A 14,697-nucleotide genomic window follows, 5' to 3' on the forward strand; every position below is an offset into this window, starting at 1 on the left:
GGGGGACAGCACTTACTGGATTGGCTCTCCAAGTACCCGAACGAGGGTAACTTGGCGCTTGGATTCATCTTCTAACGGACGAGAAACACATTTTGCGATCCACATTCCACCAGCGGCAAACAATACCGATGCCAATATGATGATGCCTTCCCCGCCGGCTGTCAGCGGCGCTAATAGGAAGTGACCAAACATCGCACCGATAATCAAACCAAGCAATGGCAGTAAATAAACCGCCATTGCTGATTTTATTAGGCTTGACTCAGGAAAACCAATCTCGACGACTTGACCTATTTTCACCGATTTATCCGTGCGCAGATGCCAAGATAAACTCTTGTTACCAATGGCTTTAGTAACAACGCCCGTTCCACAGCTTTTCTGTGAAGAGCAACTACTGCAACTGGTCTGCTGTTCGCAACTTAAATCAATTTCGAATTGCTTGCCGCGACGATGCACGTCTGTCACGGTAGCCAACGCGGTCATCATTGTTATTTACTCTTTGTTACATTAAATGTGACAGATTGGGCGATACGCTGTGCTGTGGTCGGTGGAATGTCTCCTACGACGGAGATTTCATGTTGACCGCTCACAAAACTGTGTAGCGTTCTTCTGCCTTGGCGAACCAGCTGCCCTTTTAACGAATGCTCATCTTTGTTTGCTACGTAAACAGAGAAACTAAACAGACCATCAGAATACAGCTGACTCTCCACCATTTGGTTAGTAACGGCCATACGATAGCGGTTGAGCTCGTTCGGCTCGAAACCCTCAGGGATCCAACCAACCTGCCAATTACTGGTCCCAATATCGCCTTTTGGCATGGTGAGAACAGCAGGTAATTGAACATCTTGCAGGCCACTCATTAACTCTGCGATTTTTGGGTTTACCGTGTAAGAAATAGTGCGATATTGTTCAAGCATTTCACCATCGCGGTCCACAAGGTCGGCACGTAACGGCAATTTACTCTTTTCATCGATCCATAGTACGTATGAATAGCGCAGACCGTCTTTAGGAACAATACGCAGCACTTGTGTTGCCACACCAGCTTCACGAGCTCTACCCACTTTTACATAGTCGTAATACAAGTTTAGCTCATCGATATTGGTGTTGAGCATAGGCATAGTCGGAGCGACCATTTTACCTGACTCGATGGTGAACGGTTCTAAACCCGTTTCGATATAACTTACTTCAGTTCCGCGACGAATCACTTCACGCACTGGGCCACTTAAGTAGACAAGATGAGCATATTGATCGTCACCATGCGTGGCATGACGATACAGCAACGGCTCAATGCTGTTCTTTTTGATAAGGATATAAGAGAGTTCGTAACTTAAATTCTTACTCGCCTCGCTCATTTGATGCAATAAAGCCTCCGCTGGCTTATCACCAGCAAAGGCTTGAGAAGACATCATACTGAACAGAGCGCAAGCGCTGATCAGAAATTTTTTCATTCAATATCCGGATTCAGATTTGCATCTTGTTGAGATGCATCACTGTTAATTCGTAACTGCAATTCGTAGTCTCGCAGCATAGCATGAACACGCTTGCGCTGCTCTTGCATATTTGCCTCGCCTACAGAACGTTCTACAGACTCACGAGTCAAACTCACTGGTTCTGCGCTGCCAGCAAACGGAACCGTCTGCAATACAGGTAATTGATCTGTTTGCGGCGACATTGAATCGCTACCACCGTACTGCTGTACACCTAAAATAACAACAAGCGATACACATGCAGCAACAGCAACTTGACCAAACTGCGTCAACCAACCTGGCAAGTGACGTTTTGCTTTTTGCGGTTCTGGTTGCGACTCTTTTGGCGTATCCGCAATTGAGATAACATTTGCACTGTGCGAATCAAACGCACGGTGTGCAGGTTCATCTTCTAACGCTAACGCCACGCTTTCAGCAATATTCCACTCAGGTTTTGCTGGCGCTTCGCCTCGCATCACATCACCAATCAGGTGATAGTTCTGCCAAGCATCACGGCTCTCTTGGTCTTGCTCTAACTCTTGAATTAAAGCCTTATCGACCAATTCTCCATCCATGAGAGCTGAAAGTTTTTCTTTGTCAGCCATTATTTTCACCATAGTTATTACTTGTACTAGCGTTGCAAAAGAGGTCTGATTTTCTTTTCCACCGCCTCACGAGCACGGAAGATACGCGATCGTACCGTTCCTACCGGGCAATCCATCACTTCTGCAATTTCTTCATAACTCAAGCCGTCGAGCTCTCGTAATGTCATTGCGGTTTTTAAATCTTCAGGTAAAGCTTCGATTGCACTGAACACCACCCGTTGCAATTCTTTGGACAACGTTAAGTTCTCAGGGTTCGATATTTCTTTAAGTGCACTACCTGTTTCGTAAAATTCAGCATCTTCAGCATCGACATCTGTCGCTGGAGGTCTACGCCCTTGAGCAACAATGTGATTTTTCGCAGTATTCACTGCAATGCGATACAGCCACGTATAAAACGCACTTTCCCCACGAAAGCTAGGGATAGCTCGGTAAGCTTTAATAAACGCTTCTTGTGCTACATCTGGTACATCGCCAGGATTACTAACGTATCTGGAAATAAGATTACATACCTTATTCTGGTACTTTGTTACCAACAGGTTGAATGCTTGCTTATCGCCATTCTGAACTCGCTCAATCAATACTTGATCGGTCAGCTGCTCGTTCATTCGAGCGGATACTCCTATTTGTTATGCCCCTACTCTTCTCAGATATGGGTACTAATTATGCAAAACGTAGTATTGACACCACTGCTTACTTGAGCACTATTGTGACTCTAACGTGAATGAGAAAGTTCCATGGTTTCTCAAGTTTTTTGTCATTGTTTTTTCACAATGTGATGTCTGTACCCAAATGACCACCGCTGCCTGACTTTAGTCTAAGTTTGACAAGCGAGCATCTTGGAGGGAAATGGGTATAATGAATGATCTCTGTCCCAGATTGTGCTGGGTCGGGCATGGAAAAGCAATGGCATTGACAAACTATTACTTTTCATTTGCATGGCTAATGGCTATCTGAACACCGCGTTACAAATTATAACTTAGGAAGCATGCTCATGCTCTGCATGAAAAAGAAGAGTGGCTCAGTCACCGCCGTAACACGGACGTCGATAGGTCTCCCAACTTAGCCCTTAGCGACAGATGTCGCGATAATGGAATGCACATGGTGTGCAAATAATACACAAGGTAACTTTGTTACCTTAGCTTGGGATTATAAAAGTTATATGAACACAAATCGTGAACATGAGTGTGATGTATTAGTGGTAGGGAGTGGCGCGGCAGGTTTGTCGTTGGCTTTGCGCGTTGCTAACCACTGTAAGGTGATGGTGCTGAGTAAAGGACCACGCAGCGAAGGGGCAACCTACTATGCTCAAGGCGGTATCGCTGCCGTATTTGATGAGTCAGACACCATTGATTCACACGTTGAAGACACGCAAATCGCCGGGGATGGTATTTGCGATGAGGAGACCGTAAGGTTCATTGCTGAGCATTCAAAAGAGTGTGTACAGTGGTTGATTGACGGTGGTGTCCCATTTGATCGTGAAGAAGATGACTCTGACGATGAACCTCGCTACCACTTAACTCGTGAAGGTGGTCATAGCCGTCGTCGTATTCTTCACGCGGCAGATGCGACAGGTATGGCGATGCAAACCTCCCTGCAAGATAACGCTCATAACCATCCAAACATTCATGTTCTCGAACGTCACAATGCTCTGGACTTAATCACCGAAGACAAAATTGGCGGTGATAAAAACAAAGTTATCGGTGCTTATATTTGGAACCGCAACGAAGAGCATGTCGAAACCGTGCGAGCCAAATTTGTGGTTCTCGCTACAGGTGGTGCTTCAAAGGTTTATCAATACACCTCTAACCCAGATGTGTCGTCTGGTGATGGTATTGCGATTGCTTGGCGTGCAGGGTGTCGTGTGGCGAATATGGAATTTAACCAGTTCCACCCTACGTGTTTATATCACCCAGAAGCACGTAACTTCTTGCTGACTGAAGCGTTGCGTGGCGAAGGTGCTTACCTGCGTCGTCCAGATGGCTCTCGCTTTATGCCAGATTTCGATGAACGTAAAGAGCTTGCTCCGCGTGACGTCGTGGCTCGTGCTATCGACTTCGAAATGAAGCGTTTAGGCGCCGACTGTATGTATCTCGACATCAGTCATAAGCCTGCTGACTTTATTACGAAACACTTCCCAACCATTTATTCACGTTTGATGGATTTGGGCATCGACATGACTAAAGAGCCAATCCCAATCGTACCTGCTGCACACTACACTTGTGGCGGTGTCATGGTGGATAGAAATGGCTGCACCGATCTGATAAATTTGTATGCGATTGGTGAAGTTAGCTACACCGGGCTGCACGGTGCTAACCGCATGGCATCAAACTCACTTCTCGAATGCGTGGTTTATGCTTGGTCTGCGGCAAAAGATATTCTAAAACATCACACTAACGTTGAGCTACCCTCACAGGTGCCATGTTGGGATGAAAGTAAAGTAACCAATAGTGATGAAGAAGTGATCATTCAGCACAACTGGCACGAGCTTCGTCTGTTTATGTGGGACTACATGGGCATTGTGCGAACTGACAAGCGTTTAGAGCGCGCCTTACGCCGTATCCAACTGTTGCAACAAGAAACACACGAGTACTACAGCAATTTCCGAGTGTCGAACAACTTATTAGAACTGCGTAACCTTTTACAAGTAGCAGAGTTGATGGTTCGTTGTGCGATGCAGCGTAAAGAGAGTCGAGGTTTGCACTACACGCTTGACTATCCGAACCAACTGGAAAACAGCGGCCCAACGATTTTGGTTCCAGCTAAACAGCTTTAACTTTACCAAGTAAACTATTACATCAGCAGGGAGCATTAGCTCCCTGTTTCATTTCCCATTGGCGTAATACCAAAGATAGTTGACGATACTGCTCATCGTCACAGCTATCACGCCAAATCGTAACAACACGGCCAGATTGCAATTGGAATGTTATCTTGAATGGTGATGCCGATGTATCGACTCGCTGTAAATGACCCTTTTCGGACTCAATATCTTCCGAGCATTCGCCACACTCAAGGGCATCAAACCTAACCGAGCCATCGCAGTGCACATACCAATGCCCATGACTTGTAGGTTGAACAAGGCCTTGGCTTGAGAGAGCCTTAACAATCAGTAATAACAAATAAGTCGATAATACGAGCGGAATGCTAGAGAGGATAACAGCCCAAGTCATCAATAAGAAAAGTACAACATTGAAGACTCGGGCAGTCAGAGAGGGAGAAGCAGTAAAATTAACGAACTTTGCTGAGGTTATGGGCGACAATTTTATCAACCATTGCTGCATGACCTAAATTTTCGCTACGGCCATGCCCCATTACCCAAGTAAACAGATCAGGATCATCGCATTCAAGTAAAGAAACAAAGTCACGCTGCTCTTGTTCACTCAGAGTATCAAAGCACTCTTCAAAAAACGGCATAATTACTACGTCAAGCTCAAGCATGCCTCGACGACAAGCCCATTTAATACGCGCTTTTTCTTCCGGAGTGTACATTCACTATTCCTTCATAGATGTCTTGTTGTTAGTGCGGAGTGTAACAAGGGATGTGCTACGTCACTAGTGTGCGGGTCACAATACGATAGTGAAAGCAGACAAATGTTGATTCGTAAATCGCTCCCCTAGTATCTCAAGGTTATTTGGGTATACCATAGCGGAAAAATATCTTCAAAAGGCATTGTAATTATGGAATGGCAAACTCGTTTTTCAGCATTACCTCTCTCAACTCAAGACGTACTTCCAGAGTTATCTATCTCACTGCTGGATAACTTCGGCATGATCACCATGATCGGTGATGATAAAAAATCATACTTACAAGGTCAGGTTACCTGCGATGTTGTTTCTTTAGAACAAGACCAATCAACACTGGGCGCACATTGTGATGCGAAAGGAAAAGTGTGGAGCGTGTTCCGCCTTTTCCATCATCATGATGGCTACGGCATGATCCAACCAAAATCGGCGATTGACGTAGAACTTAATGAAATAAAGAAATACGCTATTTTCTCTAAAGTAACGATTGAAGCTTCTGATGACGTTATCTTAGGTGTTGCTGGCGTCAAAGCCGACGAATTCATTTCAACAATGAGCAAGACAACTGGCAGCGTTCGCCCAGTTGACGGTGGCACAGCAGTGCAAGTTGCACAAGATCGCTGGTTACTGATATTAAGTGCGCCAGAAGCACAGCAAATCGTTGAAACTACCGACGCTGTCTTTACGACAAATGAGCTTTGGAATCGTTTCGATATTGAGGCAGGTTTACCATTTGTCTCTGCATCCGCGCAGAATGCTCACATTCCACAAGCACTTAACGTGCAAGCTTTAGGAGGCATAAGCTTCACAAAGGGCTGCTACACGGGACAAGAAACGGTAGCACGAGCGAAGTATCGCGGTACCAATAAACGTGCGATGTATATCGTAAAAGGTGCAACTTCTGCTCCATTCAGTGACGAACCAATTGAGCTCGAACGCAGCGTAGGTGAAAACTGGCGTTCAGTAGGTGCTTTATTAAATCACTACCAGTTCAGTGACAATCACGCGATTGGCCTGATCGTACTGCCTAATAATCTCGATGAGGACACTCGTCTTCGTTTGGTTGCGCAACCAGAATGTGAATGGACAATCGAATCACTGCCTTACAGTCTTGATGATGAGTAATACAATCAATACTCCTTTGATGCAATTTCTCACAGACCAACACATTCCGTTTCGTCTGTTACCGCATCAAAGACCAGCAACCACCATTGAGGATGCCGCGCACCAACGCGGCATTCGCCCCTCTCAAATGGTGAAAGCAATCTTGCTACGAGACATGGGTAATCAATATGCACTCGCCTGTGCGCCAGGTGATCGTAGCGTTGATCCCAAAAAAGTGCGCTCGTTACTGAAATATCGCCGGATGACTTGTGTTGATCAAGCCGATGTTGAGTCCATCACTGGTTACAAAATTGGTACTGTCACTCCTCTGCTACTCAAACGTCATATGCCAATCGTGTTCGACCCTAGCTTACTAGAAGAACAGGAAGTCACGATCAGCAGTGGCGATCGCATGGCTGGACTGGCGCTTTCTATTAAAGATCTTATCCAATTGTGTCAGCCGACCGTAGCTGAGATCTGTCGTTAATCGTCTAAAAACAATGTAATGACATGTAGTGTTTCTATCACTGCGTGATCTCGCTCATATCTACAAAAATAGACATGAGAATTTTTAATCACATATAAAACATAAATAGTCACAAAGATAAAACTCGTATATGCTGAATTTGTTGGTTAAGTTTCAAACAAGCACTTAACCGATATAAAGTGAGTCAGCTAGCTGAGTGACAGCATTCATGCAGTTAGTTATCCACTTTTGTGTAATGCATCTGTGACTATTCGCCCGCTGAAGCGGGCTTTTTTTTACGTGGAACTTTTTCTCTTTCATTTCCTCTAATCGTTAGAACGTAAAGTGTGTTGCGCGAGGCACGACCTTAATAGGAACAACTAGCAAACAACCGTTTTCGTTCTATTCTTAATTCTGTAACAAAACTATTGCTTAATGCGTCACGTAAAAAGGAGTGTATTGGCGTAAGGGTTCCTTTAGAGAGGTTATTTTTGGGGTAATCCTCACGCTATTTAAGAGATGACACTGTCAAATTGTCTAAGACAACACAATTCTCTGACGCAACACCCTACATCTGTATTTAATACTATTGCTGTCACAATAATTTTCGCGTCCAGAACGTAGAATACCTAGGCTAGGTTAGATAAAAGGAAAGTAAATATGAGACTGTTTAAGCGCTATACACCAAGTATGATTGCTAAACATATAAGTCGTCTTTTTAAAGGAAGAATTTATATTTACGGGGTCGGTAGATTCGAGTTTGATAACGGTAAGTTAATACTGCCGGAGAAAGCAGAGCAACGCCATTTCCGAGCGGTCAAAGAGATCAATCAAGAAATAATGAAACTCCGATGCGCATATGCTTAGCAAAATGTTGATAAAACAAAGGCTGGATTAACCAGCCTTTTGTGTATTTGAAGTTCGCTTTGCACTTACTGACGCGCCAGATCCGGCAAGTGTCCCTTTAAACCAAGCGCGCGCTTCATGATCTCATCTTTCGCTCCCGGCAGTTGCCCCGCTAAACTCAAGCCAATGCCACGAACAAGCTTCTTAGCAGGGTTCTCGCCAGAGAACAAATCTCGAAACCCTTGCATAGTAGCGATCATCTTTGCCGCTTCCGCTTTTCGCCAACGCTCGTAGCTTCTTAGGTTGCGTTTACTGCCGATATCTTGACCCTGCTTCCAAAGTGCTAATACTTCTTGAGCAAGACTGGCCGCATCTAATAAACCTAAATTCACACCCTGCCCCGCTAATGGGTGAATGGTATGGGCCGCATCACCAACCAGCGCGACTCGCTCGACAACAAAATCTCGCGCATAGCGCATTTTCAAAGGAAACGCAGCACGCTCTCCCACTACTTCACATAGACCAAGTCGAGCATCAAACTCACTCGTCAACGCTTTATTGAAATCATGTTCACTCATCGCCACTAACTGCTCTGCTCGATTTGGCTCCGTGGACCAAACAATAGAGCACATATCTGGTTGCGACATTGGCAAAAATGCCAACGGTCCGTGAGGAGTAAATATCTGGCGCGCAATGCTGTTGTGTGGCATAGCAGTTTTGACATTCGCGACCAAAGCATGATGACCATAGTCCCAATGCGTTAATGGAATATCCATTTGATGGCGAAGCCACGAATTCGCCCCATCGGCTCCGACCACTAATTTAGCGGTCATGGCTTGGCCATTATCGAGCGTCAGCCAGCTTTCTTGCTCACCGACCGCGAGAGTCGCGCAACGTGCAGGCATAAACATAGTGACGTTATCGAGCTTTTGGACTTGTTCAAGCAGCGCAAGTTGAATCACACGATTCTCAACAATATGCCCTAAATCAGGTTGTGCCATACTTTGTGCATTAAATTCAATGCTGGCAAAGCTATCTTGTTCCCATACTTCCATGCCATGGTAAGGTGAAGCTCGGCGCTGTTCTATGCCCTGCCAAGCACCAAGTTTACGCAAAATCGTCTCACTAGAGCGGCTCAGCGCAGACACACGAACATCGGGTAATTCTTTCAACGAATCATCTGGCACTTTACCTTCAATAACGGCGACACGCAGATCACTGTCTTTGAACGCGGCAGCAAGTGCCAACCCAACCATCCCTCCGCCGATGATGGCGATATCTACACTTTGCATCATTGCTTTTTATTACCTAATTCAGTGCGGCCGTTCATCGTTTTACCAAGCCAAGTGTATGGCGTAGTAGCGGCTGCTTAAAAATAGAAAGGTTATCCATCGCTGCTAAGGCAGTATTTCGGCCAATTCGCATCGCGGGTAAATCATTTGAAAAAACATGCACTAAGGCACTGGTTAGCCAAATAGTTTCGCTTCGATCTGCTTCTCTACGTTGACTAAAGCGCATCAGGCCTTGATAAAGACCCACATCCTCACTTTGCTGCACAATTTCTTCTGCTAGTGAGACTACATCGCGAATACCGAGATTAAAGCCTTGTCCAGCTATCGGGTGCAGCGTTTGCGCCGCATTTCCAACAATTGCAAAGCGATGTGAAATATTTTGCTTTCGATGGCGAAGAAGCAATGGGTAACTTGCACGACGCCCCACTTTTTTCATCGTGCCTAAACGCCAACCAAAATCGTTCTGTAAATGCTGGAGAAATGCTTGATCAGATAACTCAAGAACGGCTTGGGCTTCTTCAGGGTGCAAACACCAAACTAAGGACATTCGATTGTCACTCATTGGCAATAAAGCAACAGGGCCATTTTCAGTAAAACGTTCAAAGGCTCTACCTTGATGAGGTTCTTGAGTCACAATATTGGCAATGACAGCCACTTGTTCAAAATCTTGCTCAGAAATTTCTAGACCAATTTTCTGACAACAGGTCGAAACAGCACCATCTGCAGCTACCAACAGTTTTGCTTCAAGTTGCTCACCACTTTTCAACGCCACATGGGTACAGTTTTGCTCGCGCTCGATATCGGTAACGGAGTCAGGACAAAACAGCGTAATGGATTCGCTGCTGTCTAATAATTCTTGATATACACGCCCAACATCGGCTAATTCTACAACATACCCTAGAGCTTCAACCCCAACCTCTTGCTTGGTAATCTCCGTCATCCCAGCATGAGAACGGTCAGAAACGTGGATATGTTCAATGGGGGTGACAAACGGTTCTACTGACGTCCAGAGCTGTAGTTGACGCAACAGATTGACAGTACCGTAAGACAATGCGATTGAGCGAGAGTCAAAACCAGGGTGCATATCTGATTGTGCTTTAAAAGGCTCAACGACTGCAATGCGGAGCTTTCCCTGAGACAAATGGTCAATCGCCAATGCTAACGTTGCACCAGCCATGGCACCACCAGCAATGACTACATCATATTGCTTCATACTAACCTCTGGACAGTCTACGATTAGTGAATAGTAGGTTTTTTGTCGCTGCTTTCAGGACGAACACCAAATTCAGCATGAATCGTTAGTACGCAAGCTTTGATGTGCTCAATCACTTGCTCTAGCAATTGCGCTTGTTCACCAAGATCGTCATCTTCATCGATGCCTAATTTGGCAATCTCTTCTAAGTCAGCCAGTGCTTCTTTAGCGTCATCAGATGCTTTATTAAGAGCAACGCCTGCTAGACCTAGCCCAGAAATAAAGTGGTTTACAAAGTCGGACACACTGTCGGCTAATGCGAATAAGCCTTCTTCGCCCGGCTCATCTGGCAATAATAAAGACAGCTCCATCGACGTGCCAGTTAGTTCATTGACAGTAACAGTGAATACGCTTTGAGCAAAAGCTAGCGCGGTAGAAGGCCAACCCATCCCATCATTGGTGTAGTCAAACAGAATAGGCTGCCAAGTTTGATCATTAATCGCCAATCCACCACTTAACATGCCGACAAATAAGCCATGTAATTCCGCAGGTGTTACTGCTAGGCTTGCAGATTGCAGTTCAGCAGCAATAGATTGGTATTCAGGAAGGGTGATTTCACTCATAACTTGGCTCATTCTTGCGTAATAATGTATTGGTATATCCTACCATCAAGGTTAGTGGTCTGAAACGGCTATCAAATTCAATTTTGGACAGCATTTGTTCAATTTGCCCAATTCCTGTGTGATCTCGTCATCATTTCTCTTTCTGTGATGGGAAATGCTTGAATCTTAATAGCGGTTTTCCTATAGTTTGCTCCTCGGTAGTTGTATGAAGCAACACCTTAGATAGCGCGAATATAGAGTTTATTCATCATGAGCAATCAAGCGATCGACGTTGAAATATTAGGCAAACTTACACGAGTGAATTGTCCGACAGGACAAGAAGAGTCTCTTGTTGCAGCGGCAAAAGATCTGGATCGCCGATTGAAAGAAATGAGCGAACGTACTAAGGTAACCAATGAAATCCAACTGCTGACCTTTGCTGCATTGAATATTTGCTATGAGTTGCACACCAAGTCATACGAATCTAATGGTCAACAGCAAGAAATTACTGAGCGAATGGAAAAGCTCACCGCGTCTTTAGAGAACGCACTAAGCAAAGTTACGCAAGGACAGCAGTAAATACAAAATTTACCCTGGGGTGTGCGTCAGCAGGATTTAAGTCCCTGAGCCGATAAGCAATACCTAAGGGTTAGTATTTGGTAACTATTGAGCAAGCTCGGCATGCACCGAGAAGCCTACGGTTGTCATTGCTGATCCGCCTTGAACCAGCTGGTTCAAGGGCCACAATCCTCAACGGCACCCTGGGGTATTCTCTCTATGTCAGACCTCTCTCGACAAGACTTCCGCAAACTGATTCGTGAAAAGCGCAACGCTCTGTGCAGTGATACACAATACCAAGCGGGAATCGACCTTATTACTCAATTTTCCCAACTTCCTGAAATCGAGCAGGCGCAACATATTGCCATCTACCTTTCTGCAGACGGTGAGCTTGATACTAAACCGCTCATTGAATGGTTATGGCAACAGGGAAAATCGGTTTATCTGCCCGTCATCCATCCCTTTTCTAAAGGTCAGTTACTGTTTCTTCAATATATAAGTGATGAACAGCTCGTCTACAACAAGTACGGCATCTTAGAGCCCAAGCTCGATATAAGACACCTCAAACCCGTTCGCCAGCTTGATTTAATCTGCACACCTTTAGTTGGGTTCGACAGCATCGGACACCGCTTAGGCATGGGCGGGGGGTACTACGATCGTACTCTGTCACGTTGGTTTATAACTGGAGAGGGTGCTAAACCTGTCGGTATCGCTCATGACTGCCAACATGTAGAACGCTTACCAATTGAAAGCTGGGACATTCCATTGCCTAAGATCGTGACCCCAAGCCAAATATGGCAATGGGAAAGTGACAAGTAAGCCGCTATAATCACGCCCGCAAACGTTAACGAACATCTATTCAGGAGATTGGCATGACTCAAGATGAAATGAAAAAAGCGGCTGGTTGGGCAGCACTAAAATATGTTGAGAAAGGCAGCATTGTCGGTGTTGGTACTGGCTCTACCGTGAATCACTTCATCGATGCACTAGGCACTATCAAAGATGATATTAAAGGTGCAGTGTCTAGCTCTGTCGCTTCAACTGAGCGCCTTAAAGAGCTTGGTATTGAAGTATACGAGTGTAACGATGTAATGAAGCTGGATGTGTATGTTGATGGCGCAGATGAGATCAACCCAGCACGTGAAATGATCAAAGGCGGCGGCGCGGCTCTGACTCGTGAGAAAATTGTCGCAGCAATCTCTGATAAGTTCGTATGTATCGTTGACGGCACTAAAGCAGTTGACGTACTTGGCCAGTTCCCATTGCCTGTTGAAGTAATCCCAATGGCACGCTCTTACGTGGCTCGTGAATTGGTAAAACTAGGTGGTGATCCAGCTTACCGTGAAGGCGTTGTGACTGACAACGGCAACGTGATTCTGGATGTGCACAATATGCAAATTACCAACCCGAAAGAAATGGAAGACAAAATAAACGGCATCGCTGGTGTGGTGACTGTGGGTCTTTTCGCTCATCGTGGTGCAGACATAGTGATCACTGGCACACCAGAAGGTGCAAAAATTGAAGAATAAATAACAGCCCAAAATGAACCTATCTGGTTCACTTTTCTGTTATTTCATTACATACGGTGCTGCAAGGCACCGTTTTTTATTCCTTTCTATAAGAAAATTATCTCTTATTCCGTAATTTTCTTACCCAAAGCAATTTTTTTTTGTTACTTTATTGAACAGAAGACGCACAGGGAAACGCTTGTCTTCCTACAAAACTGTTAATTATCCCCTTTTTAATAGTTTTGCCCAATGTGCGCCACATTAGCCCACCTTTCCATTTTAAGGACGAGAAAAAATGGCCAAAGTTTCACTGGAAAAAGAAAAGATTAAGATCCTCTTGTTAGAGGGACTCCACCCTTCTTCAGTTGAAGTTCTTCAAGCAGCTGGTTATACCAACATTGAATACCATAAAGGTTCCCTTCCGGAAGAAGAACTAATTGAAGCGGTAAAAGACGTGCACTTCATTGGTATCCGCTCCCGTACGAACCTATCCGAAGAGGTAATCAATGCGGCGAACAAGCTGGTTGCAATTGGCTGTTTTTGTATTGGCACTAACCAAGTAAACCTAGACGCAGCAGCAAAACGCGGTATTCCTGTCTTTAATGCACCATTCTCTAACACTCGAAGCGTGGCAGAGCTTGTACTTGGGCAAATCCTTTTACTAGTGCGTGGTATTCCTGAAAAGAATGCTCTTGCACATCGCGGTATTTGGAAGAAAAGTGCAGACAACTCTTACGAAGCTCGTGGTAAGTGCCTTGGCATTATCGGATACGGTCACATTGGTACGCAGCTTGGTATTATTGCCGAAAACTTAGGTATGCGCGTTTACTACTACGATATTGAGAACAAACTGTCCCTTGGTAATGCGACGCAAGTACATACCATGAGTGAACTATTGAACAAATGTGATGTGATTTCTTTGCACGTTCCCGAAACACCGGAAACGAAAAACATGATGGGTGAAGCTGAATTTGCTCGAATGAAACCAGGTTCCATCTTTATCAACGCGGCACGTGGCACCGTTGTGGATATTCCTGCACTTTGCCATAGCTTAGAAGCTGGTCACCTTGCCGGCGCTGCAATTGATGTATTCCCAACTGAACCAAAAACAAATGCTGACCCGTTCGAGTCTCCTTTACAAAAATTCGATAACGTCATTCTCACTCCACACGTTGGTGGTTCAACGCAAGAAGCACAAGAGAATATCGGCTTAGAAGTGGCGGGCAAACTGGCTAAGTACTCTGATAACGGCTCGACACTTTCAAGCGTAAACTTCCCTGAAGTGTCATTGCCAGAACACAGTGGTGAGTGCTCTCGTCTGCTTCATATCCATAAGAACCGTCCTGGTATTCTAACTCAGATCAACACCATCTTTGCTGAAGAAGGCATTAACATTGCCGCGCAGTACCTACAAACAGCCGCTGAAATAGGCTACGTAGTGATCGACGTTGAAACTGAACGAGCAGAAGAAGCTCTAACAAAGCTCAAAAACATTGAAGGCACAATCCGTGCTCGTATCCTGCATTAAACTGTGAAATAGAA

General features: G+C 45.1%; 17 protein-coding genes and 1 other RNA gene. 9 read left to right on the top strand and 9 right to left on the bottom strand.

The window, feature by feature from the left end; all coding sequences use genetic code 11:
* Positions 1–12: 12 nt before the first annotated feature.
* The 4 genes from IJ23_RS22960 to rpoE are packed head-to-tail and all read right to left on the bottom strand — an operon-like array spanning position 13 to position 2,673.
* Positions 13–483 (bottom strand): SoxR reducing system RseC family protein, encoded by a 471-nt coding sequence (locus IJ23_RS22960; RefSeq protein WP_033907442.1) that lies wholly within the window; start codon positions 481–483, stop codon positions 13–15.
* Between the two features lie 2 nt (positions 484–485).
* On the bottom strand, positions 486–1,445 hold the full coding sequence (gene rseB, locus IJ23_RS22965) for a sigma-E factor regulatory protein RseB (protein ID WP_005380941.1): 960 nt from the start codon (positions 1,443–1,445) through the stop codon (positions 486–488).
* Positions 1,442–2,068, bottom strand: coding sequence for a sigma-E factor negative regulatory protein (locus IJ23_RS22970; RefSeq protein ID WP_033907443.1), 627 nt, complete (start codon positions 2,066–2,068; stop codon positions 1,442–1,444). Before IJ23_RS22970 ends, rseB begins: the two co-directional genes overlap by 4 nt.
* A 26-nt stretch (positions 2,069–2,094) precedes the next feature.
* On the bottom strand, positions 2,095–2,673 hold the full coding sequence (gene rpoE, locus IJ23_RS22975; protein ID WP_005380946.1) for an RNA polymerase sigma factor RpoE: 579 nt from the start codon (positions 2,671–2,673) through the stop codon (positions 2,095–2,097).
* Between the two features lie 554 nt (positions 2,674–3,227).
* Between rpoE and nadB the strand changes: the two genes are divergently transcribed.
* Complete coding sequence (gene nadB / locus IJ23_RS22980; protein ID WP_033907460.1) at positions 3,228–4,841, top strand: L-aspartate oxidase; 1,614 nt, start codon at positions 3,228–3,230, stop codon at positions 4,839–4,841.
* A 22-nt stretch (positions 4,842–4,863) separates the two neighbouring features.
* Here the strand turns inward: nadB and IJ23_RS24500 are convergent, their stop codons facing one another.
* Positions 4,864–5,325 (bottom strand): protein YgfX, encoded by a 462-nt coding sequence (locus IJ23_RS24500; protein ID WP_230856650.1) that lies wholly within the window; start codon positions 5,323–5,325, stop codon positions 4,864–4,866.
* Entirely contained in the window at positions 5,294–5,554 is a 261-nt protein-coding gene (locus IJ23_RS22985; protein ID WP_005380951.1) for an FAD assembly factor SdhE, read from the bottom strand. The genes IJ23_RS24500 and IJ23_RS22985 overlap by 32 nt, the downstream gene beginning before the upstream one ends.
* A 189-nt stretch (positions 5,555–5,743) precedes the next feature.
* Here IJ23_RS22985 and ygfZ point away from each other — a divergent pair, with 189 nt between their 5' ends.
* From ygfZ to IJ23_RS23000, 3 genes are all read left to right on the top strand, one after another.
* Positions 5,744–6,712: a tRNA-modifying protein YgfZ gene (gene ygfZ / locus IJ23_RS22990; protein ID WP_033907444.1), complete on the top strand. Its 969-nt coding sequence runs from the start codon at positions 5,744–5,746 to the stop codon at positions 6,710–6,712.
* Positions 6,705–7,178, top strand: coding sequence for an aminoacyl-tRNA deacylase (locus IJ23_RS22995; protein WP_033907461.1), 474 nt, complete (start codon positions 6,705–6,707; stop codon positions 7,176–7,178). Before ygfZ ends, IJ23_RS22995 begins: the two co-directional genes overlap by 8 nt.
* A gap of 639 nt (positions 7,179–7,817) precedes the next feature.
* Entirely contained in the window at positions 7,818–8,024 is a 207-nt protein-coding gene (locus tag IJ23_RS23000; protein ID WP_005380970.1) for a DUF1107 domain-containing protein, read from the top strand.
* A 65-nt stretch (positions 8,025–8,089) separates the two neighbouring features.
* Here IJ23_RS23000 and IJ23_RS23005 read toward each other — a convergent pair whose 3' ends face one another.
* Genes IJ23_RS23005 through IJ23_RS23015 form a run of 3 tightly spaced genes read right to left on the bottom strand, consistent with a single transcriptional unit; the run spans position 8,090 to position 11,110 of the window.
* Positions 8,090–9,298 (bottom strand): FAD-dependent 2-octaprenylphenol hydroxylase, encoded by a 1,209-nt coding sequence (locus tag IJ23_RS23005; protein WP_033907445.1) that lies wholly within the window; start codon positions 9,296–9,298, stop codon positions 8,090–8,092.
* A gap of 31 nt (positions 9,299–9,329) precedes the next feature.
* Positions 9,330–10,508, bottom strand: a complete 1,179-nt coding sequence (gene ubiH / locus IJ23_RS23010) for a 2-octaprenyl-6-methoxyphenyl hydroxylase (protein ID WP_033907446.1) — start codon at positions 10,506–10,508, stop codon at positions 9,330–9,332.
* A 23-nt stretch (positions 10,509–10,531) separates the two neighbouring features.
* Positions 10,532–11,110 carry a YecA/YgfB family protein gene (locus IJ23_RS23015; RefSeq protein ID WP_033907447.1) on the bottom strand — a complete coding sequence of 193 codons (579 nt, stop codon included), beginning with the start codon at positions 11,108–11,110 and terminating at the stop codon, positions 10,532–10,534.
* Between the two features lie 249 nt (positions 11,111–11,359).
* On the opposite strand from IJ23_RS23015, the gene IJ23_RS23020 reads away from it, so the two are divergent.
* From IJ23_RS23020 to serA, 5 genes are all read left to right on the top strand, one after another.
* A complete protein-coding gene (locus tag IJ23_RS23020) occupies positions 11,360–11,668 on the top strand; it encodes a cell division protein ZapA (RefSeq protein WP_005384553.1) in 309 nt (102 codons plus the stop codon).
* A gap of 8 nt (positions 11,669–11,676) precedes the next feature.
* A non-coding RNA gene (gene ssrS / locus IJ23_RS24505) (6S RNA) lies at positions 11,677–11,861 on the top strand.
* Between the two features lie 5 nt (positions 11,862–11,866).
* Positions 11,867–12,466, top strand: coding sequence for a 5-formyltetrahydrofolate cyclo-ligase (locus IJ23_RS23025; protein ID WP_025768838.1), 600 nt, complete (start codon positions 11,867–11,869; stop codon positions 12,464–12,466).
* A 53-nt stretch (positions 12,467–12,519) separates the two neighbouring features.
* Positions 12,520–13,176, top strand: coding sequence for a ribose-5-phosphate isomerase RpiA (rpiA, locus tag IJ23_RS23030; RefSeq protein WP_033907448.1), 657 nt, complete (start codon positions 12,520–12,522; stop codon positions 13,174–13,176).
* Between the two features lie 274 nt (positions 13,177–13,450).
* Positions 13,451–14,683, top strand: a complete 1,233-nt coding sequence (gene serA / locus IJ23_RS23035) for a phosphoglycerate dehydrogenase (protein WP_017821632.1) — start codon at positions 13,451–13,453, stop codon at positions 14,681–14,683.
* Positions 14,684–14,697: the final 14 nt, after the last annotated feature.

This window comes from Vibrio sp. OY15 (assembly GCF_000742455.1).
In the GTDB taxonomy this organism is placed as follows: domain Bacteria; phylum Pseudomonadota; class Gammaproteobacteria; order Enterobacterales; family Vibrionaceae; genus Vibrio; species Vibrio alginolyticus.

What these genes read in the sequence shown, in the direction of transcription:
- IJ23_RS23015 (WP_033907447.1), bottom strand. Translation starts at nt 11,110, where the DNA reads ATGAGTGAAATCACCCTTCCTGAATACCAATCTATTGCTGCTGAACTG.
- nadB (WP_033907460.1), top strand. Translation starts at nt 3,228, where the DNA reads ATGAACACAAATCGTGAACATGAGTGTGATGTATTAGTGGTAGGGAGT.
- IJ23_RS23025 (WP_025768838.1), top strand. Translation starts at nt 11,867, where the DNA reads ATGTCAGACCTCTCTCGACAAGACTTCCGCAAACTGATTCGTGAAAAG.
- IJ23_RS22960 (WP_033907442.1), bottom strand. Translation starts at nt 483, where the DNA reads ATGATGACCGCGTTGGCTACCGTGACAGACGTGCATCGTCGCGGCAAG.
- IJ23_RS22995 (WP_033907461.1), top strand. Translation starts at nt 6,705, where the DNA reads ATGAGTAATACAATCAATACTCCTTTGATGCAATTTCTCACAGACCAA.
- IJ23_RS22970 (WP_033907443.1), bottom strand. Translation starts at nt 2,068, where the DNA reads ATGGCTGACAAAGAAAAACTTTCAGCTCTCATGGATGGAGAATTGGTC.
- rpiA (WP_033907448.1), top strand. Translation starts at nt 12,520, where the DNA reads ATGACTCAAGATGAAATGAAAAAAGCGGCTGGTTGGGCAGCACTAAAA.
- IJ23_RS22985 (WP_005380951.1), bottom strand. Translation starts at nt 5,554, where the DNA reads ATGTACACTCCGGAAGAAAAAGCGCGTATTAAATGGGCTTGTCGTCGA.
- rseB (WP_005380941.1), bottom strand. Translation starts at nt 1,445, where the DNA reads ATGAAAAAATTTCTGATCAGCGCTTGCGCTCTGTTCAGTATGATGTCT.
- rpoE (WP_005380946.1), bottom strand. Translation starts at nt 2,673, where the DNA reads ATGAACGAGCAGCTGACCGATCAAGTATTGATTGAGCGAGTTCAGAAT.
- IJ23_RS23000 (WP_005380970.1), top strand. Translation starts at nt 7,818, where the DNA reads ATGAGACTGTTTAAGCGCTATACACCAAGTATGATTGCTAAACATATA.
- serA (WP_017821632.1), top strand. Translation starts at nt 13,451, where the DNA reads ATGGCCAAAGTTTCACTGGAAAAAGAAAAGATTAAGATCCTCTTGTTA.
- ygfZ (WP_033907444.1), top strand. Translation starts at nt 5,744, where the DNA reads ATGGAATGGCAAACTCGTTTTTCAGCATTACCTCTCTCAACTCAAGAC.
- IJ23_RS23020 (WP_005384553.1), top strand. Translation starts at nt 11,360, where the DNA reads ATGAGCAATCAAGCGATCGACGTTGAAATATTAGGCAAACTTACACGA.
- ubiH (WP_033907446.1), bottom strand. Translation starts at nt 10,508, where the DNA reads ATGAAGCAATATGATGTAGTCATTGCTGGTGGTGCCATGGCTGGTGCA.
- IJ23_RS23005 (WP_033907445.1), bottom strand. Translation starts at nt 9,298, where the DNA reads ATGATGCAAAGTGTAGATATCGCCATCATCGGCGGAGGGATGGTTGGG.